Origin of the sequence: Curtobacterium sp. MCSS17_006 (assembly GCF_003234215.1) — a bacterium.
GTDB lineage: Bacteria > Actinomycetota > Actinomycetes > Actinomycetales > Microbacteriaceae > Curtobacterium > Curtobacterium flaccumfaciens.
Map to the genome: position 1 here is coordinate 370518 of NZ_QKSO01000001.1, position 20889 is coordinate 391406.

The 20889-nt window shown below is 69.0% G+C and carries 22 protein-coding genes and 1 tRNA gene; 15 read left to right on the plus strand and 8 right to left on the minus strand.

Features of this window, described 5'->3' with window-relative positions:
- Nucleotides 1-138 precede the first annotated feature (138 nt).
- Nucleotides 139-2658, plus strand: a complete 2520-nt coding sequence (locus DEJ21_RS01855; protein WP_027467068.1) for an ATP-dependent Clp protease ATP-binding subunit — start codon at nucleotides 139-141, stop codon at nucleotides 2656-2658.
- Between the two features lie 306 nt (nucleotides 2659-2964).
- Here the strand turns inward: DEJ21_RS01855 and DEJ21_RS01860 are convergent, their stop codons facing one another.
- The 5 genes from DEJ21_RS01860 to DEJ21_RS01880 all read right to left on the minus strand — a co-directional run bounded on the left by DEJ21_RS01860 (nucleotide 2965) and on the right by DEJ21_RS01880 (nucleotide 6479).
- Nucleotides 2965-3987 (minus strand): hypothetical protein, encoded by a 1023-nt coding sequence (locus DEJ21_RS01860; RefSeq protein WP_111223514.1) that lies wholly within the window; start codon nucleotides 3985-3987, stop codon nucleotides 2965-2967.
- Nucleotides 3984-4934, minus strand: coding sequence for a hypothetical protein (locus tag DEJ21_RS01865; RefSeq protein ID WP_111223515.1), 951 nt, complete (start codon nucleotides 4932-4934; stop codon nucleotides 3984-3986). The genes DEJ21_RS01860 and DEJ21_RS01865 overlap by 4 nt, the downstream gene beginning before the upstream one ends.
- 4 nt (nucleotides 4935-4938) lie before the next feature.
- On the minus strand, nucleotides 4939-5394 hold the full coding sequence (locus tag DEJ21_RS01870; protein WP_111024020.1) for a hypothetical protein: 456 nt from the start codon (nucleotides 5392-5394) through the stop codon (nucleotides 4939-4941).
- Nucleotides 5391-5834: a hypothetical protein gene (locus DEJ21_RS01875; protein WP_035809351.1), complete on the minus strand. Its 444-nt coding sequence runs from the start codon at nucleotides 5832-5834 to the stop codon at nucleotides 5391-5393. Before DEJ21_RS01875 ends, DEJ21_RS01870 begins: the two co-directional genes overlap by 4 nt.
- 192 nt (nucleotides 5835-6026) lie before the next feature.
- Entirely contained in the window at nucleotides 6027-6479 is a 453-nt protein-coding gene (locus tag DEJ21_RS01880) for an SRPBCC family protein (protein WP_027467072.1), read from the minus strand.
- A gap of 77 nt (nucleotides 6480-6556) precedes the next feature.
- Here DEJ21_RS01880 and DEJ21_RS01885 point away from each other — a divergent pair, with 77 nt between their 5' ends.
- The gene (locus DEJ21_RS01885) at nucleotides 6557-7099 is read left to right on the plus strand and encodes an amino-acid N-acetyltransferase (protein WP_071245253.1); all 543 of its coding nucleotides are present in this window, start codon (nucleotides 6557-6559) and stop codon (nucleotides 7097-7099) included.
- Nucleotides 7100-7163: 64 nt separating this feature from the next.
- A complete protein-coding gene (locus DEJ21_RS01890; protein ID WP_111223516.1) occupies nucleotides 7164-7850 on the plus strand; it encodes a hypothetical protein in 687 nt (228 codons plus the stop codon).
- 129 nt (nucleotides 7851-7979) lie between these two features.
- Here DEJ21_RS01890 and DEJ21_RS01895 read toward each other — a convergent pair whose 3' ends face one another.
- Entirely contained in the window at nucleotides 7980-8189 is a 210-nt protein-coding gene (locus DEJ21_RS01895) for a cold-shock protein (protein ID WP_017887662.1), read from the minus strand.
- A gap of 280 nt (nucleotides 8190-8469) precedes the next feature.
- On the opposite strand from DEJ21_RS01895, the gene DEJ21_RS01900 reads away from it, so the two are divergent.
- Nucleotides 8470-8853, plus strand: coding sequence for an SseB family protein (locus DEJ21_RS01900; RefSeq protein ID WP_111223517.1), 384 nt, complete (start codon nucleotides 8470-8472; stop codon nucleotides 8851-8853).
- 4 nt (nucleotides 8854-8857) lie between these two features.
- On the opposite strand, the gene radA is transcribed toward DEJ21_RS01900, so the two are convergent.
- Nucleotides 8858-10219 (minus strand): DNA repair protein RadA, encoded by a 1362-nt coding sequence (radA, locus tag DEJ21_RS01905; protein WP_181435751.1) that lies wholly within the window; start codon nucleotides 10217-10219, stop codon nucleotides 8858-8860.
- 10 nt (nucleotides 10220-10229) lie between these two features.
- A complete protein-coding gene (locus DEJ21_RS01910) occupies nucleotides 10230-11237 on the minus strand; it encodes an SGNH/GDSL hydrolase family protein (RefSeq protein ID WP_111223519.1) in 1008 nt (335 codons plus the stop codon).
- A gap of 143 nt (nucleotides 11238-11380) precedes the next feature.
- Between DEJ21_RS01910 and DEJ21_RS01915 the strand changes: the two genes are divergently transcribed.
- The 11 genes from DEJ21_RS01915 (at nucleotide 11381) to mpaP (ending at nucleotide 20500) form a co-directional block, all read left to right on the plus strand.
- Nucleotides 11381-11470 (plus strand) — tRNA-Ser (locus DEJ21_RS01915).
- Between the two features lie 358 nt (nucleotides 11471-11828).
- Complete coding sequence (locus DEJ21_RS01920) at nucleotides 11829-12008, plus strand: hypothetical protein (RefSeq protein ID WP_111088274.1); 180 nt, start codon at nucleotides 11829-11831, stop codon at nucleotides 12006-12008.
- Between the two features lie 707 nt (nucleotides 12009-12715).
- Complete coding sequence (locus DEJ21_RS01930) at nucleotides 12716-13663, plus strand: hypothetical protein (RefSeq protein WP_146247680.1); 948 nt, start codon at nucleotides 12716-12718, stop codon at nucleotides 13661-13663.
- A complete protein-coding gene (gene mpaM, locus DEJ21_RS01935) occupies nucleotides 13660-14469 on the plus strand; it encodes a daptide-type RiPP biosynthesis methyltransferase (protein WP_111088277.1) in 810 nt (269 codons plus the stop codon). Before DEJ21_RS01930 ends, mpaM begins: the two co-directional genes overlap by 4 nt.
- Nucleotides 14462-15733, plus strand: coding sequence for a daptide-type RiPP biosynthesis aminotransferase (mpaD, locus tag DEJ21_RS01940; protein ID WP_111223522.1), 1272 nt, complete (start codon nucleotides 14462-14464; stop codon nucleotides 15731-15733). The genes mpaM and mpaD overlap by 8 nt, the downstream gene beginning before the upstream one ends.
- Nucleotides 15717-16895 (plus strand): iron-containing alcohol dehydrogenase, encoded by a 1179-nt coding sequence (locus DEJ21_RS01945; RefSeq protein ID WP_111088279.1) that lies wholly within the window; start codon nucleotides 15717-15719, stop codon nucleotides 16893-16895. The genes mpaD and DEJ21_RS01945 overlap by 17 nt, the downstream gene beginning before the upstream one ends.
- A gap of 28 nt (nucleotides 16896-16923) precedes the next feature.
- Entirely contained in the window at nucleotides 16924-17076 is a 153-nt protein-coding gene (locus DEJ21_RS18085; RefSeq protein ID WP_181433320.1) for a hypothetical protein, read from the plus strand.
- Between the two features lie 66 nt (nucleotides 17077-17142).
- Nucleotides 17143-17301, plus strand: a complete 159-nt coding sequence (locus tag DEJ21_RS18090; protein WP_181433321.1) for a hypothetical protein — start codon at nucleotides 17143-17145, stop codon at nucleotides 17299-17301.
- 105 nt (nucleotides 17302-17406) lie between these two features.
- Nucleotides 17407-18129 carry an ABC transporter ATP-binding protein gene (locus DEJ21_RS01950; protein WP_111088280.1) on the plus strand — a complete coding sequence of 241 codons (723 nt, stop codon included), beginning with the start codon at nucleotides 17407-17409 and terminating at the stop codon, nucleotides 18127-18129.
- 5 nt (nucleotides 18130-18134) lie between these two features.
- Nucleotides 18135-18881, plus strand: coding sequence for a hypothetical protein (locus tag DEJ21_RS01955; protein ID WP_146247681.1), 747 nt, complete (start codon nucleotides 18135-18137; stop codon nucleotides 18879-18881).
- Nucleotides 18878-20500: a daptide biosynthesis intramembrane metalloprotease gene (gene mpaP / locus DEJ21_RS01960; protein WP_111088282.1), complete on the plus strand. Its 1623-nt coding sequence runs from the start codon at nucleotides 18878-18880 to the stop codon at nucleotides 20498-20500. Before DEJ21_RS01955 ends, mpaP begins: the two co-directional genes overlap by 4 nt.
- Nucleotides 20501-20889: the final 389 nt, after the last annotated feature.

The following is a 20889-nucleotide window of genomic DNA, read 5'->3' on the forward strand; positions in this document are numbered from 1 at the left end:
AAGACGCACCCTGGTCACGCCCACGGCGAACAGGGGCAGCCCCCGGGGGGAGCGCTGGTTACTCTCGAAGTACTTGGCCGGACTCACACGAGACCGGCACAGCGTCGGCTCCGCTCATCAGGGGCCAAGGGAGAGCACATGTTCGAGAGATTCACCGACCGGGCCCGTCGTGTTGTCGTCCTCGCTCAAGAAGAAGCGAAGATGCTCAACCACAACTACATCGGCACCGAGCACATCCTCCTCGGCCTCATCCACGAGGGCGAGGGCGTCGCCGCCAAGGCGCTGGAGTCGCTGGGCATCTCGCTCGACGCCGTGCGCGAGCAGGTCCAGGACATCATCGGGCAGGGCCAGCAGCAGCCGACCGGGCACATCCCGTTCACGCCGCGCGCCAAGAAGGTGCTCGAGCTGTCCCTGCGCGAGGCGCTGCAGCTCGGCCACAACTACATCGGCACGGAGCACATCCTGCTCGGCCTGATCCGCGAGGGCGAGGGTGTCGCAGCCCAGGTCCTCGTGAAGCTCGGCGCCGACCTGAACCGGGTGCGCCAGCAGGTCATCCAGCTCCTGTCCGGCTACCAGGGCAAGGAAGCGGTCGCCGTCGGCGGCGAGCAGCAGCAGAACGCGCAGCAGGGTTCGCAGGTCCTCGACCAGTTCGGTCGGAACCTCACCCAGGCCGCGCGTGACGGCAAGCTCGACCCCGTCATCGGGCGCGAGAAGGAGATGGAGCGGGTCATGCAGATCCTCTCCCGCCGCTCCAAGAACAACCCCGTCCTGATCGGTGAGCCCGGCGTCGGCAAGACCGCCGTCGTCGAGGGCCTCGCCCAGGCGATCGTCAAGGGCGACGTGCCCGAGACGCTGAAGGACAAGCAGCTCTACTCGCTCGACCTCGGGTCGCTCATCGCCGGGTCCCGCTACCGCGGTGACTTCGAGGAGCGCCTGAAGAAGGTCACGAAGGAGATCCGCACCCGCGGCGACATCATCGTCTTCATCGACGAGATCCACACGCTCGTCGGTGCCGGTGCAGCCGAGGGCGCGATCGACGCGGCCTCGATCCTCAAGCCGCTCCTCGCCCGCGGTGAGCTCCAGACCATCGGTGCCACCACGCTCGACGAGTACCGCAAGCACTTCGAGAAGGACGCCGCACTCGAGCGTCGCTTCCAGCCGGTGCAGGTCAACGAGCCGTCGCTGCCCCACGCGATCAACATCCTCAAGGGTCTGCGCGACAAGTACGAGGCGTTCCACAAGGTGTCCATCACCGACGGCGCGATCGTCGCCGCGGCGAACCTGGCGGACCGCTACGTGCAGGACCGCTTCCTGCCGGACAAGGCCATCGACCTGATCGACGAGGCCGGCGCTCGCCTGCGTCTGTCGATCCTGTCGGCACCGCCGGAGCTCCGCGAGTTCGACGAGAAGATCTCGACGGTCCGCGGGTCGAAGGAAGCCGCCATCGAGGAGCAGGACTTCGAGAAGGCCGCGAGCCTGCGCGACGAGGAGAAGAAGCTCCTCGGCGAGCGTCTCCGCCTCGAGAAGCAGTGGCGTGCGGGTGACGTCGCCGCGTCCGGCACCGTCGACGAGGGCATCATCGCCGAGGTCCTGGCCCAGGCCACGGGCATCCCGGTGTTCAAGCTCACCGAAGAGGAGACCTCGCGTCTCGTCTTCATGGAGAAGGCACTGCACGAGCGCGTCATCGGTCAGGAAGAGGCCATCTCGGCCCTGTCCAAGACCATCCGCCGTACCCGTGCCGGCCTGAAGGACCCGAACCGTCCCTCCGGCTCGTTCATCTTCGCCGGCCCCACGGGCGTCGGGAAGACCGAGCTCGCCAAGGCCCTCGCCGAGTTCCTGTTCGACGACGAGGGTGCGCTGATCTCCCTCGACATGTCGGAGTTCGGTGAGAAGCACACCGTGTCCCGCCTGTTCGGTGCCCCTCCCGGGTTCGTCGGGTTCGAGGAGGGCGGCCAGCTCACCGAGAAGGTGCGCCGCAAGCCGTTCTCCGTGGTCCTGTTCGACGAGATCGAGAAGGCCCACCCGGACATCTTCAACTCGCTGCTGCAGGTGCTCGAGGAAGGCCGTCTCACCGACGGTCAGGGCCGCGTGGTCGACTTCAAGAACACCGTCATCATCATGACCACGAACCTCGGTTCGCAGGGCATCGCCGGTGGCCCGGTGGGCTTCCAGGTCGAGGGTGACTCGGCCGTCGGCTACGACCGCATGCGTGGCAAGGTCAACGAGGAGCTCAAGAAGCACTTCAAGCCCGAGTTCCTGAACCGCGTCGACGACACGATCGTGTTCCCGCAGCTGTCGCAGCCCGAGCTGCTGCAGATCGTGGACCTGTTCGTGAAGCGTCTGGCCGACCGCCTGCTCGACCGCGACATGACCGTCGAGCTCACGCTGCCGGCCAAGGAGCAGCTCATCAAGGTCGGGTTCGACCCGTCCCTCGGTGCTCGGCCCCTGCGTCGCGCGATGCAGCACGAGGTCGAGGACCAGCTGTCCGAGCACATCCTGCAGGGTGAGCTCAACGCTGGCGACCACGTGAAGGTCGACTTCGTCGACGGTGCGTTCCACTTCGAGACCGGGCGTCAGCCGGGCCGCGAAGAGGTCCTCGCCGGTGCAGCCGCGGTCGAGGCCGCGACGGACACGCCCCAGGGTGAGATCGAGTCCTAGGACCTGACACCCCACGGACAGGAGGCTCGGTGCCAGCTGGCACCGGGCCTCCTGTCCGTTCCCGGGTCGCGTTCAGATCCCGCCTCGCCGATCTGCGCGTCCTTGCGGCCACGGACCCCCGTCCGGGGGTACTGTGATGACAACGCGCGAGACGTTCCCCCCAACTCCTCGCGCGTCGCGCTCGATCGGTTCCCCCCAACGGATCGAGACGCAGCCGGCCCCGGTCTGTTCGCAGACCGGGGCCGTTGCACGTCCGGGGGTGGTTCGTTCGGGGCCGGTCCGCCGCGCGGGCGGACGTCCGCCGTGTCAGACGGCGGCAGGCAGCTGTGCGGCGAAGTCGCGGACGGCGCGCTCCCAGCGCTCCGGGTCCTCGTTCCACTCGAGCGTGTGCGGTGCCGTGCGGAACGTGACCGTGGTGGCGCCCTGCCGGGCCGCGACGGCGGCGACGTCGTCGGCGGCGACCAGTGCGTCGGCTTCGGAGTGGATCAGCAGCGTCGGCGTCGACGAGTCCTGCCAGGCGGTCGTCGTGACGCGAGTCGGGGCCCCGGCGAGCCGCGACAGCACGTTCGTGGTCGCGATGCGGGCGGCGACGGTGCCGACGAACGCGGGCAGGTGCGCGCCGCGGACGGCCCCGCGGAGTGCCGAGGCGACGTCGAGCAGGGGCGAGACCGCCACGAGTCCGTCGACGTCGACGCGTGCGGCGGCGACGGAGCAGGCGAGCGCGCCGGCGGACCAGCCCTGCAGCACGACGCGCTGAGCACCGCGGGCTCGGGCGGCACTGACGGCGGCGACGATGCGGTCCGCTGCCCCGGCGTCGAGGGAGCGGAGCGGCAGGTCGGTGGTGTCGACGACCTCGGACGAGGCGCCGAGCGAACGCCAGACCCCGACACCGCGCAGGACCTGGCGCGGGCCGAGGGACTGGCCGTGCACGTGGACCACGTGGGTCGTGGCGGCCTCGGGCTCGGTGCCGGGCACGTCGTCCGGTCCGTCGTACCGCAGGGCGTCCCAGGCCCACGCACCGGTCGCCACGCGGGCCGTGACGCTGCGGCGCACGGTGTCACCGTCGCTGCTGGCTCCGGTCGCCGTGCTCGCGGTGGTGATCGCGCCGACCTGCACCCGGGTACCGTCGCGCTGCAGGTCGTAGGTGCCCGGCAGGCGGGTGTCGCGGGTGGCGTTCAGCTCGACCTCGGTGTCCGAGGCGCTGCGGACCGTGGCGGTCGCCGTGTACGGCGTCGGGAACAGCAACCGTCGTGCGACGAAGGCGCCGAGTCCGAGCGTGCCGACCGCTCCTGCCGCGGTACCGAGTGCCGTGATGCGTGCGCCGGTCATGTGATCTCCCTGAGTCGTGCCGTGGTGAGCGTCGCAGCGGCCGGGACGTCCTGCCCGGCCTCGCGCGCGCGGTCTTCGATCTCGACGGACAGTCGGTGCTGCCGACTCCGCCACTGGCGACGCTGCCACACGATCGTGAAGTAGAGCCCGGTGTTGCCCGATGCCGTCTCGAGCCGCCGGAGTTCCGGTTCGAGCACGCGGAACCGGCGTCGGGCGGCCCGCCAGTCGCGGAACTCCCGCGCGGCGTCGGGCAGGACGCCGCCGGCCGCGCCGATGGCGAGCAGGACCATGGAGCCGAGGAACACCGGGGTGTAGAGCGTCGACAGGACCCCGACCGCACCGTCGGCACCGGCGACGTGGACGGCGTCGAGGGCGATCGCGATGCCGGCGAGCAGCACGAGGCCGGCGGCACCGACGACGAAGAGCCAGTACAGGCGGCCGAGCCCGTCGCCGCTCCGGAACCCGCGCAGCACGGCGACGGCCGACCGAGCGATCACGATGGCGATGTAGGTCATCTCGACCGCCGAGTAGAGCGCGGTCGGCAGCTGGTCGCCGTAGGCCACCATGAACTGCGCCGTGGGGGTTGGTGCGTCGATGAGGCTGAACAGCACGACGAGCGCGACGAGCACGAGCACGCAGCCGATGATGCGGCTGGCGCGCAGGAGCTTGGCGGAGCGTGCCGCAGCCTCGACCGACTGCGCGAGGGCGAACATGCCGCACACCATCAGGCAGCGGCCGATCAGGTCGGCGATGTTGGGCACGTGCGTCACACCGGCGAGGAACGTCGTGACGTCGGGCTGGTTGATCGTGAGCCCGATGGCGACGCAGCTGCAGCAGACCATCAGCCAGGTGACGCTGGCCGACTGGGTGCGCACCAGGAGCAGCCGGGCGACCAGGACCGCCAGGATCAGCCAGACCGGGATCGACCCCCAGACGTGCAGCGTCACCGCGTCACCGGAAGATCCCGGGCTGGCCCTCGGGGTCGAGCAGCCCGATCCGCAGCGCGAGCTGATCGGCGACGAGCTCGACGGCCTGCTCGTGCGGGGTGTCCAGCGAGCGGGTGAACGCCGTCCGGCCGCTGAGCAGCCCCGTGTACGCCTGGTGGTCGCAGCCGGTGTCGTCCATGAACACGTGGGCGAGCTCGTGCAGCACGCAGGCCACCCGGGAGCGCTCGGACAGCCCGGGGCGGGTCTCGAGCAGGGCGTGGTCGGTGCGCTGGATGAGCCGCGCGGACAGGTCGCCCGGCAGCTCCGTGGTGCGCACGTGGATCGGCTTGCCGAGCGCCGCCTCGGCACGGGCGGTCAGCTCCGGCAGGGACAGCCGACGGGGGAGCCCGAGGCGCTGCACACGGCGACGGGCCTCGGTCTGCCGACGCAGGGCGTCGAAGCGGTCGCGGTAGCCGCTCACGGGGTGCCGCCCGATTCGTCCAGGCGACGCAGGTGGTCGGTGAAGTCGCGGATCTCGTCCGCCGAGGCGAACTCGCCCAGACGCCGGGTGGCGAACGCCACCACCTCTCGCTTGCGGAGTTCGAGCACGAGCTCCAGCTGCGCCTGCACCCGCTCCGGCACATCCGTGTTGCCGGCCGCGTCGGTCAGGTACTCCGCCGGGACACCGAAGTAGGTCGCCAGGGCCGCCAGGAGTCGCTGGTCGCGGACGGCCGGACCGTTGCCGCCGAGCATGTAGCCCCAGCGCGGTCGGCTCATCGACGCACCCTGCGCCTCGATCTCGGCGGCGATCTCCTTGTACGGGGGTCGCTGGCCCGAGTTGGCCTCGACGACGTCCATCAGGAGCTGCAGTTTGCGCGACAGTTCCCGACGGTGTGCGTCGTCGTCGTTGTACTCGATCACGTGTCCCCACTCTCACATCTGTCTCAGACATGATAAAACTGATCCAGCGCGTCGGCCGGTGTCACCACTCTGCCAGGCTCGCGCTCGCTCGTCAGGTCGGCATTTCGATGGGGGGATGCCGAACGGGGGACGAACGAACGGGAGGCGCGGTGCCAGCTGGCACCGCGCCTCCCGTCCGTCGTGTGGTGCGGACTACGCCTGCACGTCGCCGCGCCAGCCCGGCTGGGTCGGTGCGTTCTCGACGCGCTCCTTGTAGTTCTGCAGGTCCTTCTTGACGGCGTGGCCGCCGACGCCCACGGCGGAGCCGAGCTTCTCGAGGATGCCGGAGGGCTCCCAGTCGATCTGCACGGTGACACGGGTCTCGGCGTCGGAGAGCTTGTGGAAGGTGACGACCCCGGCGTGGTCGGTCTCGCCGTCCTTCACGGTCCAGGCGACACGCTCGTCGGGGTGCTGCTCCGTGATGAGGGCCCGGAACTCGCGCTCCTGGCCGGCGATCTTCACGGTCCAGTCGGTGGTCTTGTCGTCCACCTGGACGATCTTCTCGACCTCGTCGAGGAAGTGCGGGAACTCCTCGAAACGGGTCCACTGGTCGTAGGCCTGGCGGACGGGGACGTTGACGTCGACGGTTTCGATGATCTGAGGCATGCAACGGACGGTAGGCCGATCGACCTGGGCGGCACTCAGCAGCGCTGTCCCCCTGCGACCCCGGTAGTGTGAGGCGGATGACAGAGCACGGCAAGCACGCGTTCCACGAGCGCGACGACCACGGGATCCTCGTGCGTCCGGCGCTCGCCTCGGACGTCCCGCACATCCAGCGGCTCATCGCCCCCTACGTCGACCGGCGCATCCTGCTCGGCAAGGAGAACGTCGCCCTGTACGGCTCGATCCAGCAGTTCCGGATCGCCGAAGGGCCCGACGGCACCCCGATCGGGTGCGGCGCGCTCGCCGTCTTCTGGGACGACATCGCCGAGGTGCGCACGCTCGCCCTCGACGAGCAGTGGATCCACAAGCGCGTCGGGCACCGGATGCTCGAAGCGCTCGAGCACGACGCCCGCGAACTCGGCGTCGCCCGGATCTTCTGCCTGACCTTCGAGGTCGACTTCTTCGCGAAGCACGGGTACCTGGAGATCGGCGAGAGCGTCGTGTCACCGGACGTCTACGCCGAACTGGTCCGCTCGTCGGACGAAGGGGTCGCGGAGTTCCTCGACCTCGCCCGGGTCAAGCCGAACACCCTCGGCAACACCCGCATGCTGAAGAACCTCTGACGCTTTCCCGTGCCGCCCGGCGGGGTGGCCGTGTGCGGCCCGCGCCGTTGTCTACCCTGTGCGCATGTCGTCGTTGCGTCACCCCGTCGGGCCCGAGAAGCCGGTCGTCTACTGGCGCCGTCGGGCGCTCGTGCTCGGGGCGCTGCTGGTCGTCGTCCTGGTCGTGGTGCTCATCGTCGTCGGGCGGGGGAGCGGGGCCACGTCGGCGGCGCCGAGTGCGTCGGCCTCTGCTGGTGCCGGCGCATCGTCGGACGGGTCTGCGGCCGGTTCCGGGTCCTCGCGGTCTGCTGCGCCGAAACCGTCGGCATCTGCCTCGGCTTCTGCGTCGAAGCCCGCTGCTGCCGACGGGTCGACCTGCACGAAGGACCAGATCGTCCTGACCCCGGTGCTCGACAAGTCGGCCTACGGCCCCACCGAGGACCCGAAGATCGCGATGTCGATCAAGAACTCCGGCACGAACTCCTGCCACCTGGACCTCGGATCGGCGCAGCAGGTGCTGACGATCAGCTCCGGCCAGGAGCAGTACTGGTCGTCGAAGGACTGCCAGACCGGCGGCACGAACCAGGACGTCACGATCAAGTCCGGTCAGACGCTCACGACCCCGGCGATCGCCTGGGACCGCACCCGCTCGTCCACGTCGACGTGCGACTCGTCACGGCCGGCGGTCACCGCGGGAGGCGCGAGCTACCACCTGCAGGTCGCCGTCGGGAACCTCGAGTCGAAGACCTCGGTGCAGTTCATCCTGCAGTAGGCGGCGGGTGCGCGGTTCGCGGTGCGCGGTTCCGATCCGTTCCGGCTGGGCTGTGCCGAGCAGAGGTGCCGGGGAACAGCAACAGGCCCCGTCGTCCGAAGACGACGGGGCCTGTTCAAGCTGATGTGATCAGCCGAGGACGGTGATGTTCTCCGCCTGCGGGCCCTTGCGGCCCTCGGTGATGTCGAACTCCACCTTCTGGTTCTCCTCGAGCGACTTGTAGCCGTTGCCAGCAATCGCAGAGAAGTGCGCGAAGACGTCAGCGCTGCCGTCGTCCGGGGCGATGAAGCCGAAGCCCTTTTCGTTGTTGAACCACTTGACGGTACCGGTAGATGCCATGATGGCGTTTCCTTAGCTTTCTTGCTTCCGCCAAGGTGCAAATGCACCGACGGAGACCCCGACGTACGTCGACGGGGGTAATGCGCCACGCGGGCAGGTGCCGGCGGGACGGGTTCGGGGCCAGGCCTGTCGGCCAGTGACCCTGGGGCCCGGGTTGAGGGGCAAACCACCTCGCCCGGACGTTGAGCGCCGCCGAAGCGGTTCCATCAGGCTAGCGTGCTCTGGGCCGACTGGCTACCCGTGCGTCACGGAACGACGAAAATCTGGTGGAATTGAGCTGATGGCAGACAAGGAACAGCGCTTCCGGAGCGAACAACTCGAGGAAGCCCTCGCGAAGCAGGACGTCGCTGCGGTGGCGTTCGCGCTCCGCCACGACATCGTGATCGTCCCCCGACTCGTCACCGGCAAGAAGGACATGCAGGTGCGAGTGTTCGGCCGTGAGGGGTCGGACAAGCGCATCCTGCTGCTGTTCTCGTCGGCGGACGCCTACACGGCGATGGTGCCGGAGGAGAAGATCCGGCAGGTCATGGTCTACGACGGGCCGCGGCTCGAGGAGTTCCTGGCCGCCCACCTCGACATGCTCGAGGGCGTGTTCTTCGACATCGCCGGCCCGCACACGATGCAGGCCGCGCCGGCGGACCTGCTGGCCGCTTTGCGCGCGTAGCCGCTCAGAACGCGCGGTCGAGCTCGCGTTCGCGCGGGCACTGCGTCATCGAGAACGCCACACGCAGGGCTTCGCGCAGGTGCCCGGAGTCCGAGCCGAGCACGGTCGTGAACCCGAGGCGGGTGGCCTCGTTCACGCGCTGCTTCGTGCCCGTGGCCGGACGGATCTCGCCGGCGAGGCTGATCTCGCCGACGGCCGCCAGCGTGTGCGGGTACGGACGGTCTCGTGCGGCGCTCGCGAGGGCCAGTGCGATCGCCAGGTCGGCGCCGGGCTCCGTGAGCTTCATGCCGCCCACCGTGGACACGTAGACGTCGGCGTCGGACAGCTTGAGACCGGCGCGGCGTTCGAGCACCGCGAGCAGCATCGCCACGCGCGAGGCATCGACACCGTTCACGACCCGGCGTGGCTGCGGCGCCGAGCTCGGGACGATGAGGGCCTGCACCTCGACCGGCAGCGCGCGACGCCCCTCGAGTGCGACGGTGACGCAGGTGCCGGACACCGGCGTGGCGTTCTTCGACATGAAGAGGCCGCTCGGGTCGGGGACCTCGTGGATGCCGTCGCCGCCCATGTCGAAGCACCCGACCTCGTCGGTGGGGCCGAAGCGGTTCTTGAGCGCCCGGACGAAGCGCAGCGCGGTCTGCCGGTCGCCCTCGAAGTGGCAGACGACGTCGACCAGGTGCTCCAGGAGCCGCGGGCCGGCGATCGTGCCGTCCTTCGTGACGTGGCCGACGATGAGGACGGGCAGGGCGCGGTCCTTCGCGATGCGGATCAGGGTCGAGGCGACCTCGCGCACCTGGGACGTGCCACCCGCGATGCCGTCGATCGAGCTCGACGAGATGGTCTGCACGGAGTCGGCGATGAGCAGGTCGGGCTGGACCTGGTCGATCTGGCCGATGATCACGCCGAGGTCGACCTCGCTCGCCAGGTACAGGTCGTCATGCATCGCCCCGGTGCGTTCGGCACGGAGCCGGACCTGGTCGACGGACTCTTCTGCGCTGACGTAGAGGACGCGCTTGCCCGAGGCTGCGGCTCGCGAAGCGACCTCGAGCAGCAGGGTCGACTTGCCGACGCCGGGCTCGCCGCTCAGCAGGACCGCGGCACCCGGCACCACGCCGCCGCCGAGGACGCGGTCGAACTCGCCGATGCCGGTCTGCCAGCGCTGCACGGAGGTGCCGCGGGCTTCGGTGATCGGTCGCGCGGCCCGGGCACCGGTGACGGCGACCGCTGACGTACCCCGGGTGCTCGCTGACGCCGCGGAGCTGTCCTCGACGGTTCCCCAGGTCTGGCACTCACCGCACCGGCCGACCCACTTGATGCTGGTCCAGCCGCACTCGGTGCAACGGTAGAGGGACTGCGGGCGCGCCATGTCGTCGAGGCTAGGCCGTACGGCCGACATCACCGGCGTGGTCGCCCGGCTCGTCTGGTCCGCTTGGTTCGTCCGACCGGTCTCGTTCGTCGGGCACGGCGATCGACCCGGTCATCCGGTGGCGCAGGCGCTCGACCGGCCCCGGACCCTGGCGCGAGGCGTGGTCGAGTGCCTCGGCGCCGTCGGTGTCCTGCTCGGCGCGGGCGTTCGCCACCGCCCCGGCTTCACGACCGAGGTTCTCGGCCTCGCGCACGGACAGGTAGTGCCGGATCGCCGCCACCGTGTCGACCCGCGCGTCGACCGCCGGCTCGAAGGCGCTCGCCCAGACCTCGTAGCCGCGGTCGTTCGGGTGGAACAGGTCGCCGTAGCTGTTGAAGAAGGTGCGGCGGACCCCGACGCGCTTCGTGATGGTGTGCAGCGGCGCCACCGTCAGCCCGAACTCGTCGGCCACCCGGTGCACGACCTCGTTGGCCACCGCCACCTTGCGTTCCCGGTCCGGCACGAACATGCACGGCAGCTCGGCCACCACGGCGTGCGACGGCACCGCGCCGTAGATCGCCCGGATGTTCCGCTCGAACTTGTCCGGATCGAAGTCGGCGATGTCGTTCGCCCCGATCGACACCGTGCAGACGTCGGGCGCGTAGTGCCGGAGCTTCGGCAGCTGGTCACGTTTTGCGCCCCACGTGGTCGAGCCGGAGACGCTGAGGTTCACCACCCGCACCGACATGTGGGAACGGTGCCGGATGCGCCGTGCGAGCAGCCCCACGTAGCCACGGCCGGGTGCGGTTGCACCGACGCCCTGCGCTGCCGAGTCACCGATCGCCACGTAGAGCAGCTGCCCCTCGTGCTGCTGTCGTTCCCGCCACCAGTCGGCGTGGATCGGGAGCATGTCGACGACCCGTTGCGCCGCTGCCCGTTGGCCCTTCACGCCGGCGCGGGCACCGACGGCTGCGGCGCCGACGACGCCGAGGCTGCCGACGACGGAGGTGAGGAGTGCGATGAGCGTGCGGGATCTCATGCCGTGGACGGTACGCCCGCCGGTCTTGCCGGAGACGAGGAGGACCTGTGGGTGTGGGGAGAGCCCTGCAGATGACCGCCTGTGGAGGGGGAGCCGACCCGGGGTGTCATCACGGGCCTCCCGGATCGTGTAAACTCTTTCCCGGTACCGTGTCCGAGCGGCCGAAGGATCATGTCTCGAAAACATGTGTGGGGGCAACTCCACCGTGGGTTCAAATCCCACCGGTACCGCCAAAGGGCCCGATTGTGTTTCTGACATCAATGGTCCGTGATACTCGGCTCACGAGAAGAACCCCCGGCTCAGGCCGGGGGTTCTTCTCGTTCCGCGGGCGTTCGTCGGCGCGCTCTGGCTTCCGGTCGACGGGTGGACCAGAAGCGGCGCGACGGCTTCTTGCGGTGCTGGTGCTAGGCGAGTTCGGAGGGCTTGCCTCGCGAAGCTCAGGCAACGGGCGATCCACGGTCGATGATGGGCGCAGGCGGGGCCCGCGAACCGTATCTCGTTCACGGAGCATCTTCCCGTGGCCCGTAGGGCGTCGATGCCGGGCGTCAATCTGCGGTTGACACGGGCGCTGCGGAGGGGAATCCTGTTGGCATGCGGAACACCATGATCCTCGGACTCATCGCCCTCGCTTTCGGGCTCGTCGCCATCGGTACCGGCTACGCATGGAGCGTCGGGCGCCAAGGCGGCCTGCTCGCCGCCGCCATCGGTGCGATCGTCTTCGGTCTCGTGTTCGCCGTGTTCGCCGTGAACGCGGCACGAGTCCAGCGCTGAGCACCTTGGGTGAAGAGGGCAGCCTCACCACGCAGTTGCGTGAGTTGCTCGCGCGCAACGTGCCGGAGGTGGGTGACCATGATCCGGACCTCACCCCGGAAGAAGCCCGCGAGCAGTCGCTCCGAGCCGTCGAGTTGTGCTTGTCGATGCGCGCTTCGCTCCGGACCGTCACGCAGTCGGCAGTCGATGGCGCTCGGAAGAACGGTGCATCGTGGGCTGAGATCGGGAAGATCCTGGGGTCGTCCCGTCAAGCGGCGCAGCAGCTCTACGGCGCCCCGCGGACGGCTCCGGAGGCGTCATCGGTTCCACTGGAGCCGGCGGTGCTGACGCTCTTCCCTGTGACGGCGTTCGACGAGATGGGCAAGCTTGCCCAGCTCGGTGCAGACGGTTGGCACGCGACCCGGGTAGGCCTCCAGTCGCACGAGCTCGTGCAGGACTCGCAGCCGTGGGAGCACGCACGGGCGGTCCAGGGCAGTCGGAAGTCGTCTCGCCTGTTGGAGGAGGGGTGGGGCGTGGTGCCTGGGGGGACGTTCCCGTGGGTCTACTTCTCACGACCCGTCCCGATCGCTCCTGACCACGCGACACGCCGGTGAGCACGGCTCGTTCCTTGACCCCATCCGTGGGGTAGAACGTTTCGTTGTGGAACCTGTTACAGTCACGGCGTGAGTTTTCTTGGGGGAGACATCCACGGTTCCGCGATGAGCTGGATGCAGGGGGCGCAGGCCACCCGATCGCGTCAGCGCGTTGCTTTCGTGCAGTCGGCGGGGTTGGCTGAAGCTGTCGCGACCTCGCCATTCGGCCGCGGTTTCGATGTCGTGTTCGCATCTGACGCGGAGGACCACGACACGGACGGGGCGCCGATCGTGGGCTTCAGCGGCGAGCTCGTCGAGGACGGTGAAGTCCGACTCGGCGACGATCTGATCATCCAGTTCCAGAACTACGCCGTCGCCGAGTTCCTGAGCTTTCCGGGGCCGACCGTGCTGGTGCCGCAGACAGGTCGTGATCTCGAGGCCTTCGCGGCCAACCTGACAACTGCGCGTGCCAGCGGTGTCTTCCCCGACGTCCTCACGGACCCGCAGGTAGTCATCGGCGACCGGTGCGCGTGGGTGGGCGGGACCGTCCCCCTTGAACCGGACTTCGTGTTCGTCGCTGAAGACGGCACCGTTTCGTCGTCGCCATGGGGTCCGCAGTTCGGCCGACTCGCGGACGGCGAATTCTCTCCGGAGACTGATTCGGCGGAACGGTCCGGTCCGGACGGCGCACTGCACTTCCTGCAGGCGGTGGAAGCGCTTCGCTACGCCACCGCCCGCGGCCTCAGCGGGCTGTCAGTGTCGGGGTACGGCGCCTACCTCGACAGCGGCACCTCGCCAGCATCGGAGCGTCCGGAGCCGACTCCCGGCGCGGTGCTCCTGTTCGACCGTGAGCAGCAGCTGCTCCACGTCTCCGCGCGCCACAAGACCTACTCGCTCACGCCGGACCTGGCGTCCCTCGTCGAACTCCAGCTCCGCTTCGGCGATCGTGCGCTCGAGCACACGGACGAATCGAACACGCTCCGCGGCCTCTCCGGTCCGGAACGAGAGTCCGCCCTCTCCCAGGTGCGCTCGTTCCTCGACCCGCTGCTCCAAACCCGCGATGCCGAGCGGGTTGACGCGTGAGCTCGATCGGGCTCGATGCCCTCCCCACGGAACTGCGTGGCCTGCTCGACGGGTACTCCGGTCAGGTCGACATCGCCGACCTCTACGGCGACCAGGGTTCGACCGTCTACGAAGCGGCGGCTGTCCACGACACCCACGAGATCCGCGAGCTCATCCGGGCAACCCGAGGCGTCACCACCAAGATCCTCGAGTTCGCCGCGGGGTCCGGGCGCCTCACCCTGCCGCTGGCCGCCGCGGGCCGCGAGCTCGTCGGCGTAGACCTGTCACCGGCGATGGTCGCGCTGCTCGACGGCAAGCTCGCCGGGCGACACGCTGCGCTCCGTGGGTCGGTACGAACCGCAGTGTCGGACATGACGACGTACGACGACGGGATGCACTACTCGACGGCTCTGCTCGGGTGCATCTCCATCTCGCTCCTCGACGACGTGCAACGGGCACGTTTCTTCCGCGGCGCGGCTGATTGGCTCGCGGCCGACGGCGTCCTGCTGATGTCCACCACGGACACGACGAAGCTCGGTGACGCCACGGGCAGGTACCAGGACTTCCCCGGCTTGGCGGGCCAGCGTTACCGGCTGTTCGAGGAGATCGACCCAGTTGCGTCGATCCGGCATGTGGGCGTGATCGATCTCGACGATCTGGACCGCGAATCGCTCACCGTCTTCCTGACTCACGTCCGTGCCATCCCGCCGCTCGTCCTGGAGGCGGAGCTCGCCGCCGCTGGCCTGGCCATCCGTGCTGTCAGACCAGTGGCGACACCGCCCGGCGCCCACCCCATCGTCATCCTCGAAGCGGTGTGGCGTGCTTGACCGGCGGCCGAACAGTGTCTGGCCAGCACTCGTGCCACTCGCGGCGCACAACGACCTCGACTCGCAGATCGTCGCGGCTTCTGGCACGACGCTGACCTTCGCGGACGGATCCGAGGCCCTCTGCGGAACGAGCGGGCTGTGGAACGTGAACCTCGGCTACGGCAACCAGCGCATCGCGGACGCCGTCCACGAAGCCATGGTCCGGGCGTCGTACGTGTCCCTGTTCCGGTACTGGAGCGAGGACATCGAGCAAGCCGCCGTGCGGCTCCGCGAGGTCGCGGGCGCCGACCGGTACGCGCGAGTCCTCTTCACGACCGCCGGTGGCTCTGCGAACGACGCCGTCATGAAGCTTGCCCGCCACTTCGCGATCCTCGACGGCCAACCGTCGCGGAAGACCGTCGTAGGTCTCAAAGGCAGCTACCACGGACTCACTTACGGGGCGCACGCACTGAGCGGTGACGACCTCGGACAGTCGCTCTACGGAGTCGACTCGCGGCAGGTCCGTCACGTGACCCCCAACGACCTCGACGAGTTGGAGCGATTGGTCGCAGCGACCGGTGACCGGATCGCGGCGGTGATCGTCGAGCCGATCCTCGGATCAGGAGCGTTCGCCCTCACCGACGAGTACCTCCAGCGCCTCTGCGAACTCCGGAACCGTCACGGCTTTCTCATCGTCGCCGACGAGGTCGCCACGGGCTTCGGTCGGACCGGCCCGATGTTCGCTTCAGAGTCCTGGCCGTCGGCCCCTGACATCCTGATCGCGTCGAAGGGGTTGACGAACGGCACGCAGGCCGCTGCGGCGATCCTGGTGGGGTCCCGGATCACCGATCGGTTCACTGGGAACGAGAGCGTGTTCGTGCACGCAGAGACTCAAGCGGGGACCCCGGTAGTCGGAGCGGCGATCAGCGCGACGATCGACGAGTTCGATCGCCTTTCGGCCATCAAGCGCTCGCAGCAGCTCGCCGCGACCCTCGAGACCGAGCTCACCGCCCTGGCCGCGCAGCATCCCTCGGTGCTCGTGACCCGGGGAACCGGGAACTTCCGCGCCGTCGCCGTGGCGGATCGGGACGGCCAACCGCAGCGGGACCCCGCCTCGCTCGCCGCGCTCCGCCGGTCGATCCGTCGCGCGGGGGCGGTCGTGCACCCGGGTCCGGACGGGTTCCAGCTCGTCCCGGCGCTCACCTACACCGACGAGGACGTGCGCTCCCTGTTCGACGCCGTCCGGGTCGGCCTCCAGGAGTACGACGATGCGAACCTCCGCTGAGGAGGTCGGGTGGGTCGTCCACCCCGGTGCGCTCACCGTCGACGCGCTGGACGCCTTCGTTCAGCGTCTTCGGGAATGGACCGGCACCGGCCGGGTTTGCCTGGTCGCGGACCGGAACCACGCGTCTGTGCCGACAATCGCCGACCTCGTCGACACGCTCGTCGAACGCCTTGGCGCGCAGCTCCACGCGGCGTCCGACGACAGCGAGGAGCTCGTCACGAGCATCGCGGATGCCGGACCCTGGGACATCGTGATCGGGGTCGGGGGCGGGGTGGCGCTCGATGTAGCGAAGCTGGTCAGCCTCGATGCTGATGCCATGCGGCGGGTCACATCGCCGGGCCGGTCGAGTCGTGTCGTGCTGCCCGACGTGCCGCGTTCGACACGGGTCGCCCTGGCCCCGACGACGTTCGGTACCGGATCGGAGCTCTCGTTGTCGGCCTGCGTCACGACCCGGGGACGGAAGAGGCTGGTCTCGGGTGCCGTGCTCGGCGCCGACGTCGTGCTCGCTCGATCGGATCTGCTCGCCAGCCTCGACGACGAGCAGATGACGGAGGGGCTTGTCGAGGTGCTCCTCCGGCTCACTACCGTGTACACCGCGGGCGAGGCCGCTCCGTTCGCAGACGTCGTCACGCGGGCCAGCCTCCGGCAGCTCGTGGAGCTGGCCCCGCGTCTTCGTAACGGTGGACGCGCACCGGCTGACCTCCGCGCGATAGCTTCGATCAGCGCCTTCAGTCACACCGGTTGGCTGGGGCGCGATCGACCGCCGATGGTGACGCTGCCGTGGATCATCACGACGGAGGCATCCATCGCGTGGTCGTGCACCAAGGCCGTCGCCGCTTCGCTCGTGCTGCCGGGCTACTGGTCCGTGATGCGCGACGGCGACGGCAGGCTCGGGTCGTACCGGAGACTGTGCGAGCTCTGGGCAGAGGCGATGCCGCGGGCAACGTCACCTGCCGAGGCACTCGACCAAATCATCGACGGGCGGCTCCGTCGGCCGTCGGACGACGAGCTCACCCGACTCGGTGACGACGCCCTCGCCGCGCGCATCACAGCGCGTTGGGGCGCTGGACTTCCCTTCATGGGGGAGGCGGGTCGCGACGATGTCCGCGAGGTCATCGACGCAGCACTCGCTCAAGGAAGAACGGTCGCACTGACCGTGTGACCGAAACTGTTTGAAGGGAGGGACAAACATGCAGGAACTCAAGACGAACACCATGCTCAACCTCGGCGCGACCGAGCTCGAGGACATGGAGGCACCGGACTTCTGGGGCGGCTTCGCGCTCGGCGTCGGCTCGGCCATCGCCGCAGCCGGTGCAGCAGCCGCGATCGTGGCACTGACCTGATCCTCGACCCTTCCAAGGGCGAGCAGGCCAAACAACCATCTGACAAGGAACTGAAAGGAGTGTGACATGACCGAGACGATTACTTCGGTGGGCACCCTCGACTTCGCCGTGAGCGAGCTCGAGGACCTCGAGGCGCCCGGATTCTGGGACACGGCCGCCGGCTTCGCAGCCGGTGCCGTTGTCGGCGCCGGCATGGTTGCCGGTGGAGTCCTGATCCTCACCTGATGACCGTCGAGGGGCGATCGACGTAACGCCGATCGCCCCTCGATCCGCAGTCATTCGCGCACTCCAGCGCCTACCCTTCTGCCCGAGTACCCAGAGGAACGCATCATGAACCTGGCCGAGTTCGACGGCTTCAGCAAGAACTACGGCGGCAGACAGGTCGTCGCCGACCTGACGTTCGCCGTCCCCGAGGGACGCGTCGTCGGGTTGCTCGGCAAGAACGGTGCTGGCAAGTCCACCGCGTTGCGCGGCCTCCTGGGCCTGGTCCGACCGACGTCGGGACGAGCGCTCGTCCACGGCGTGCCGTTCTCGACGTTGTCGAAGCCCGCGAAGGTCGTCGGGTACAGCGTCGACGGCGTCCAGTCCCTGCAGCATGCCCGGGTCGGCGATGACCTGCGGACGTGGGCGGAGCTCGTCGGCGCCTCGCGAGACCGTGTCGAGTCACTGCTCGAGATCGTCGGCATGACGGAGCACCGCCGCACGCGCGTCCAGAAGCTGTCGACGGGACAGAAGCAGCGCCATGCGCTCGCGATCGCGCTGCTCGCCGAACCTCGCCTCCTCATCCTGGACGAGCCGACGAACGGCCTGGACCCACAGGGCATCCGGTGGCTCCGGGAACTCATCCGTCACTACGCCCAGCAAGGGAACAGCGTGCTGATCTCCAGCCACATGCTCGCCGAGGTCGAACACACGGTGGACGACGTCGTCATACTCGACCGGACGGTCCGCTACTCGGGCACCCTGGCTGACCTGACGGTCGGCGGGGCATCACTCGAGGACAGGTTCTTCGACCTCGTCCCGACGCCCGCTGCGGCCGGATCGGGTCGGTGAGCACGATGACCACCGCCACCATGCTCCGTTCCGAGGTCCGCCGCGCTTGGCTCGGCCGGGCAGTCCCCTACTTCCTGGTGTTCGGCGTCCTGCTCACCGCATTGTCGGCGGCGGGGACGTTCTCGGGTGTGACGGACCAGCTCCGGACGCCCGACGGCGACGTCGACGTCACCGTGACCATGGTCCGCACCTGGTTCGCGCTGTCCCTGTTCATCGGGATGGCGACGGCCTTCGACGCTGCACGCGAGGTCAGCTCGGGTGTGGCGAGCCGGGTGATCACGGCCCTCGGAAGCCGCACGGCGTACTTCACCGGGAAGGCTGCGATCGGCGCGTCGACCGGGTTCGTCGGCGCGCTCCTCGGTGCCGCGGCATCCATCGGGTTCGCCGCGATTCTGCTGGCGATGAACGACTCGGCGTTGCACATGTCGAAGGAGGCGTGGCTGATCGTGCTCGGCTGCGCAGTGGTCAACACCGTCGCCGGCCTGTGGGGGACGCTGATCGGCCTCCTGACCCGCAACGCGATCGTGGCGATCATCGTCGTGTTCGCGCTGTGCATGCTCGTCGAACCGGCCCTGCAGGCATTCCTGCCGAGCGTCGGGAAGTTCTTCATGACGAACGCGATGGCATCGGTCTACATCGACGCACAGGAGCACCTGCTGTCGGTGCCGAGCGCGAGCGCTGTGATCGTCGGTTGGCTCGTCGTGCTCGGGCTGGGCGCGTTCCAACTGACCCGCACGAAGGACCTTCGTTGACGGACCCCATCGGCGCGACCCCGACCCTCGCTCCCGCTGCGTCCGTCAACCACACTGCCGAGGGATGGGTGGGAGTCAACCCGCACGGGAAGGCGTACGGGCTCGGTCCGGCCATCGCGTTGTACGCGATCGCGCTGGCGAGCGTCCGGACGGACGAGGAACTTCGGAGTCGGTTGCGCGCCGACACCGGTCAGGAGTGGACCGACGCGGACCTGTCCGCGGCCCGCGGACAACTCGCGCAGCTCGGGTTCCTCGACGACGAGACCGGGTCTGCTGCGTCGCAGAAGCGACGGGTCCGGTACGTGCCACCCCTCACGGTGCAGGTGACGCTCGCCAACCCGGAACGGCTCTTCTCGCTCCTGCAGCGACTGCTCGGCAAGGTCAGTACTCGGACGGTGTTCGCGGTCGCGGCGTCGGCAGTGGTCGCGGGTCTGGTCGCAGCGGTCATCAACCGGGACGTCGTGATCACGAGCGTGACCCATCCGTTGGGGTTGTCCGAGTACCTGGTGCTCGTGGCGATGCTCACCGTCGCGACCGCGTTGCACGAAGCCGGGCACGCCGCCGCGCTCGCACGCCTCGGCGGCCGCCCTCGCCGCGTCGGTGTGATGCTCTTCTACCTCCTGCCTGCCTTCTTCTGCGACGTCTCCGATGCCTGGCGGGTGGGGGATCGGCGACAACGGGCGCTCGTCGCGGCGAGCGGCGTCCTCGTGCAGGTCACACTCGCCGGGCTGGCCGAGGTCGTCGCCGCCCTGCTGCCGGCAGGGTCGACCTGGCAGGAGGTGCTCGCGGCGTTCGGCGTCGTTTCGTTCCTTGCAGCCCTCGTCAACGCCATCCCGTTCGTGAAGTTCGACGGGTACATCGCCCTCATGGCGCTTACGGGCCACAACTTCCTGCGGCGCGACGCCATCGCCGAGGGGCGCCGGCTGCTCGCCCGTGCCTTCCTCACCCGACGGGTCGCGTATGCGTTCCCCGATGCCCGATGGCTCCGCTGGTATGGGGTCGGCTGTATCCTCTTTCCGGCTTATCTGGTCGCCTCGGCGATGTGGCTGTGGGTCGGCGACCTCCGCGCTTTCGGGGCCGTCGGCGGCGTGATCGGGCTTGTAGCTGTCCTCGCGTTCATCATCGCGATCGCCCGCGAGGTGGGTCGAGTACTCCGGACAGCGATGGACGCCGGCGTGGGCATCGCCCGTGCGGCGGCTTCGTCCGTCCTGCTGGTTGGTGTCGTGGCGGCAGCGGGGCTCCTCATCACGACTCCGACGGTCACCGTGAGCGGCTACGTCCGGGACGGCGAGGACGTTCGCCTCGTACTGCCGGTCGGCGCCGACAGCGCGTCCATCTCCTTGCCGGCTCGGGCCGTGCTGCGCAGCAACGGCCTCTTCCTGCACGAGGGTGCGGTGCAGGCGAGTGTCGCAGCGGAAACGCGTTTCAAGCCCGAGGTCGTGCCATTCGCCGCCGTCGCTCCGGTGCGGACCTCGAGCGTCGAGTTCCGCGGTCTCACCGCCCCGCTAACGGTCGAGGGTCAGGGTGCCAAGGTCAATGAGTTGGACCAGGCGGGCCAGGCGCTCGTCTACGGCGCGCCCGCACCGTTGTGGCTGGCGCTCTGGCGCGCGCTGGTCTGAACCGAAGGCTCCAATCGCGTCAAGCTCGTGCGTTCCGAAGCTGCTGCCGCAGCGGTCAGTCCACCTTTGGCCAGGCAAATTCACGCGAGAGCAAACTCTGAGACCCCGCGGAGGAACACCAGGTTCGCAATCGCCTGAAAGGCGCGGAAATTTCGGCCTCGGCGAGCTACGCGATCAACCCGCCATCCTGAAGAGCCCCAGATCCCCGTCCAGACTGGGGTTTGGGGCTCTTCTGCGATTCAGTGCTGGACCCGGCGCGGTTTCGTGGTGAGCAACAGCATCGAGTACGGCATCGGTTCACGCACCTGCCACTTCCGGTTCACGGGCCTGCGCCACGCTGCTGCTCTGTGTCACCGAGTCGTGTGACCACGCTTCGAGTGGAGAGAACG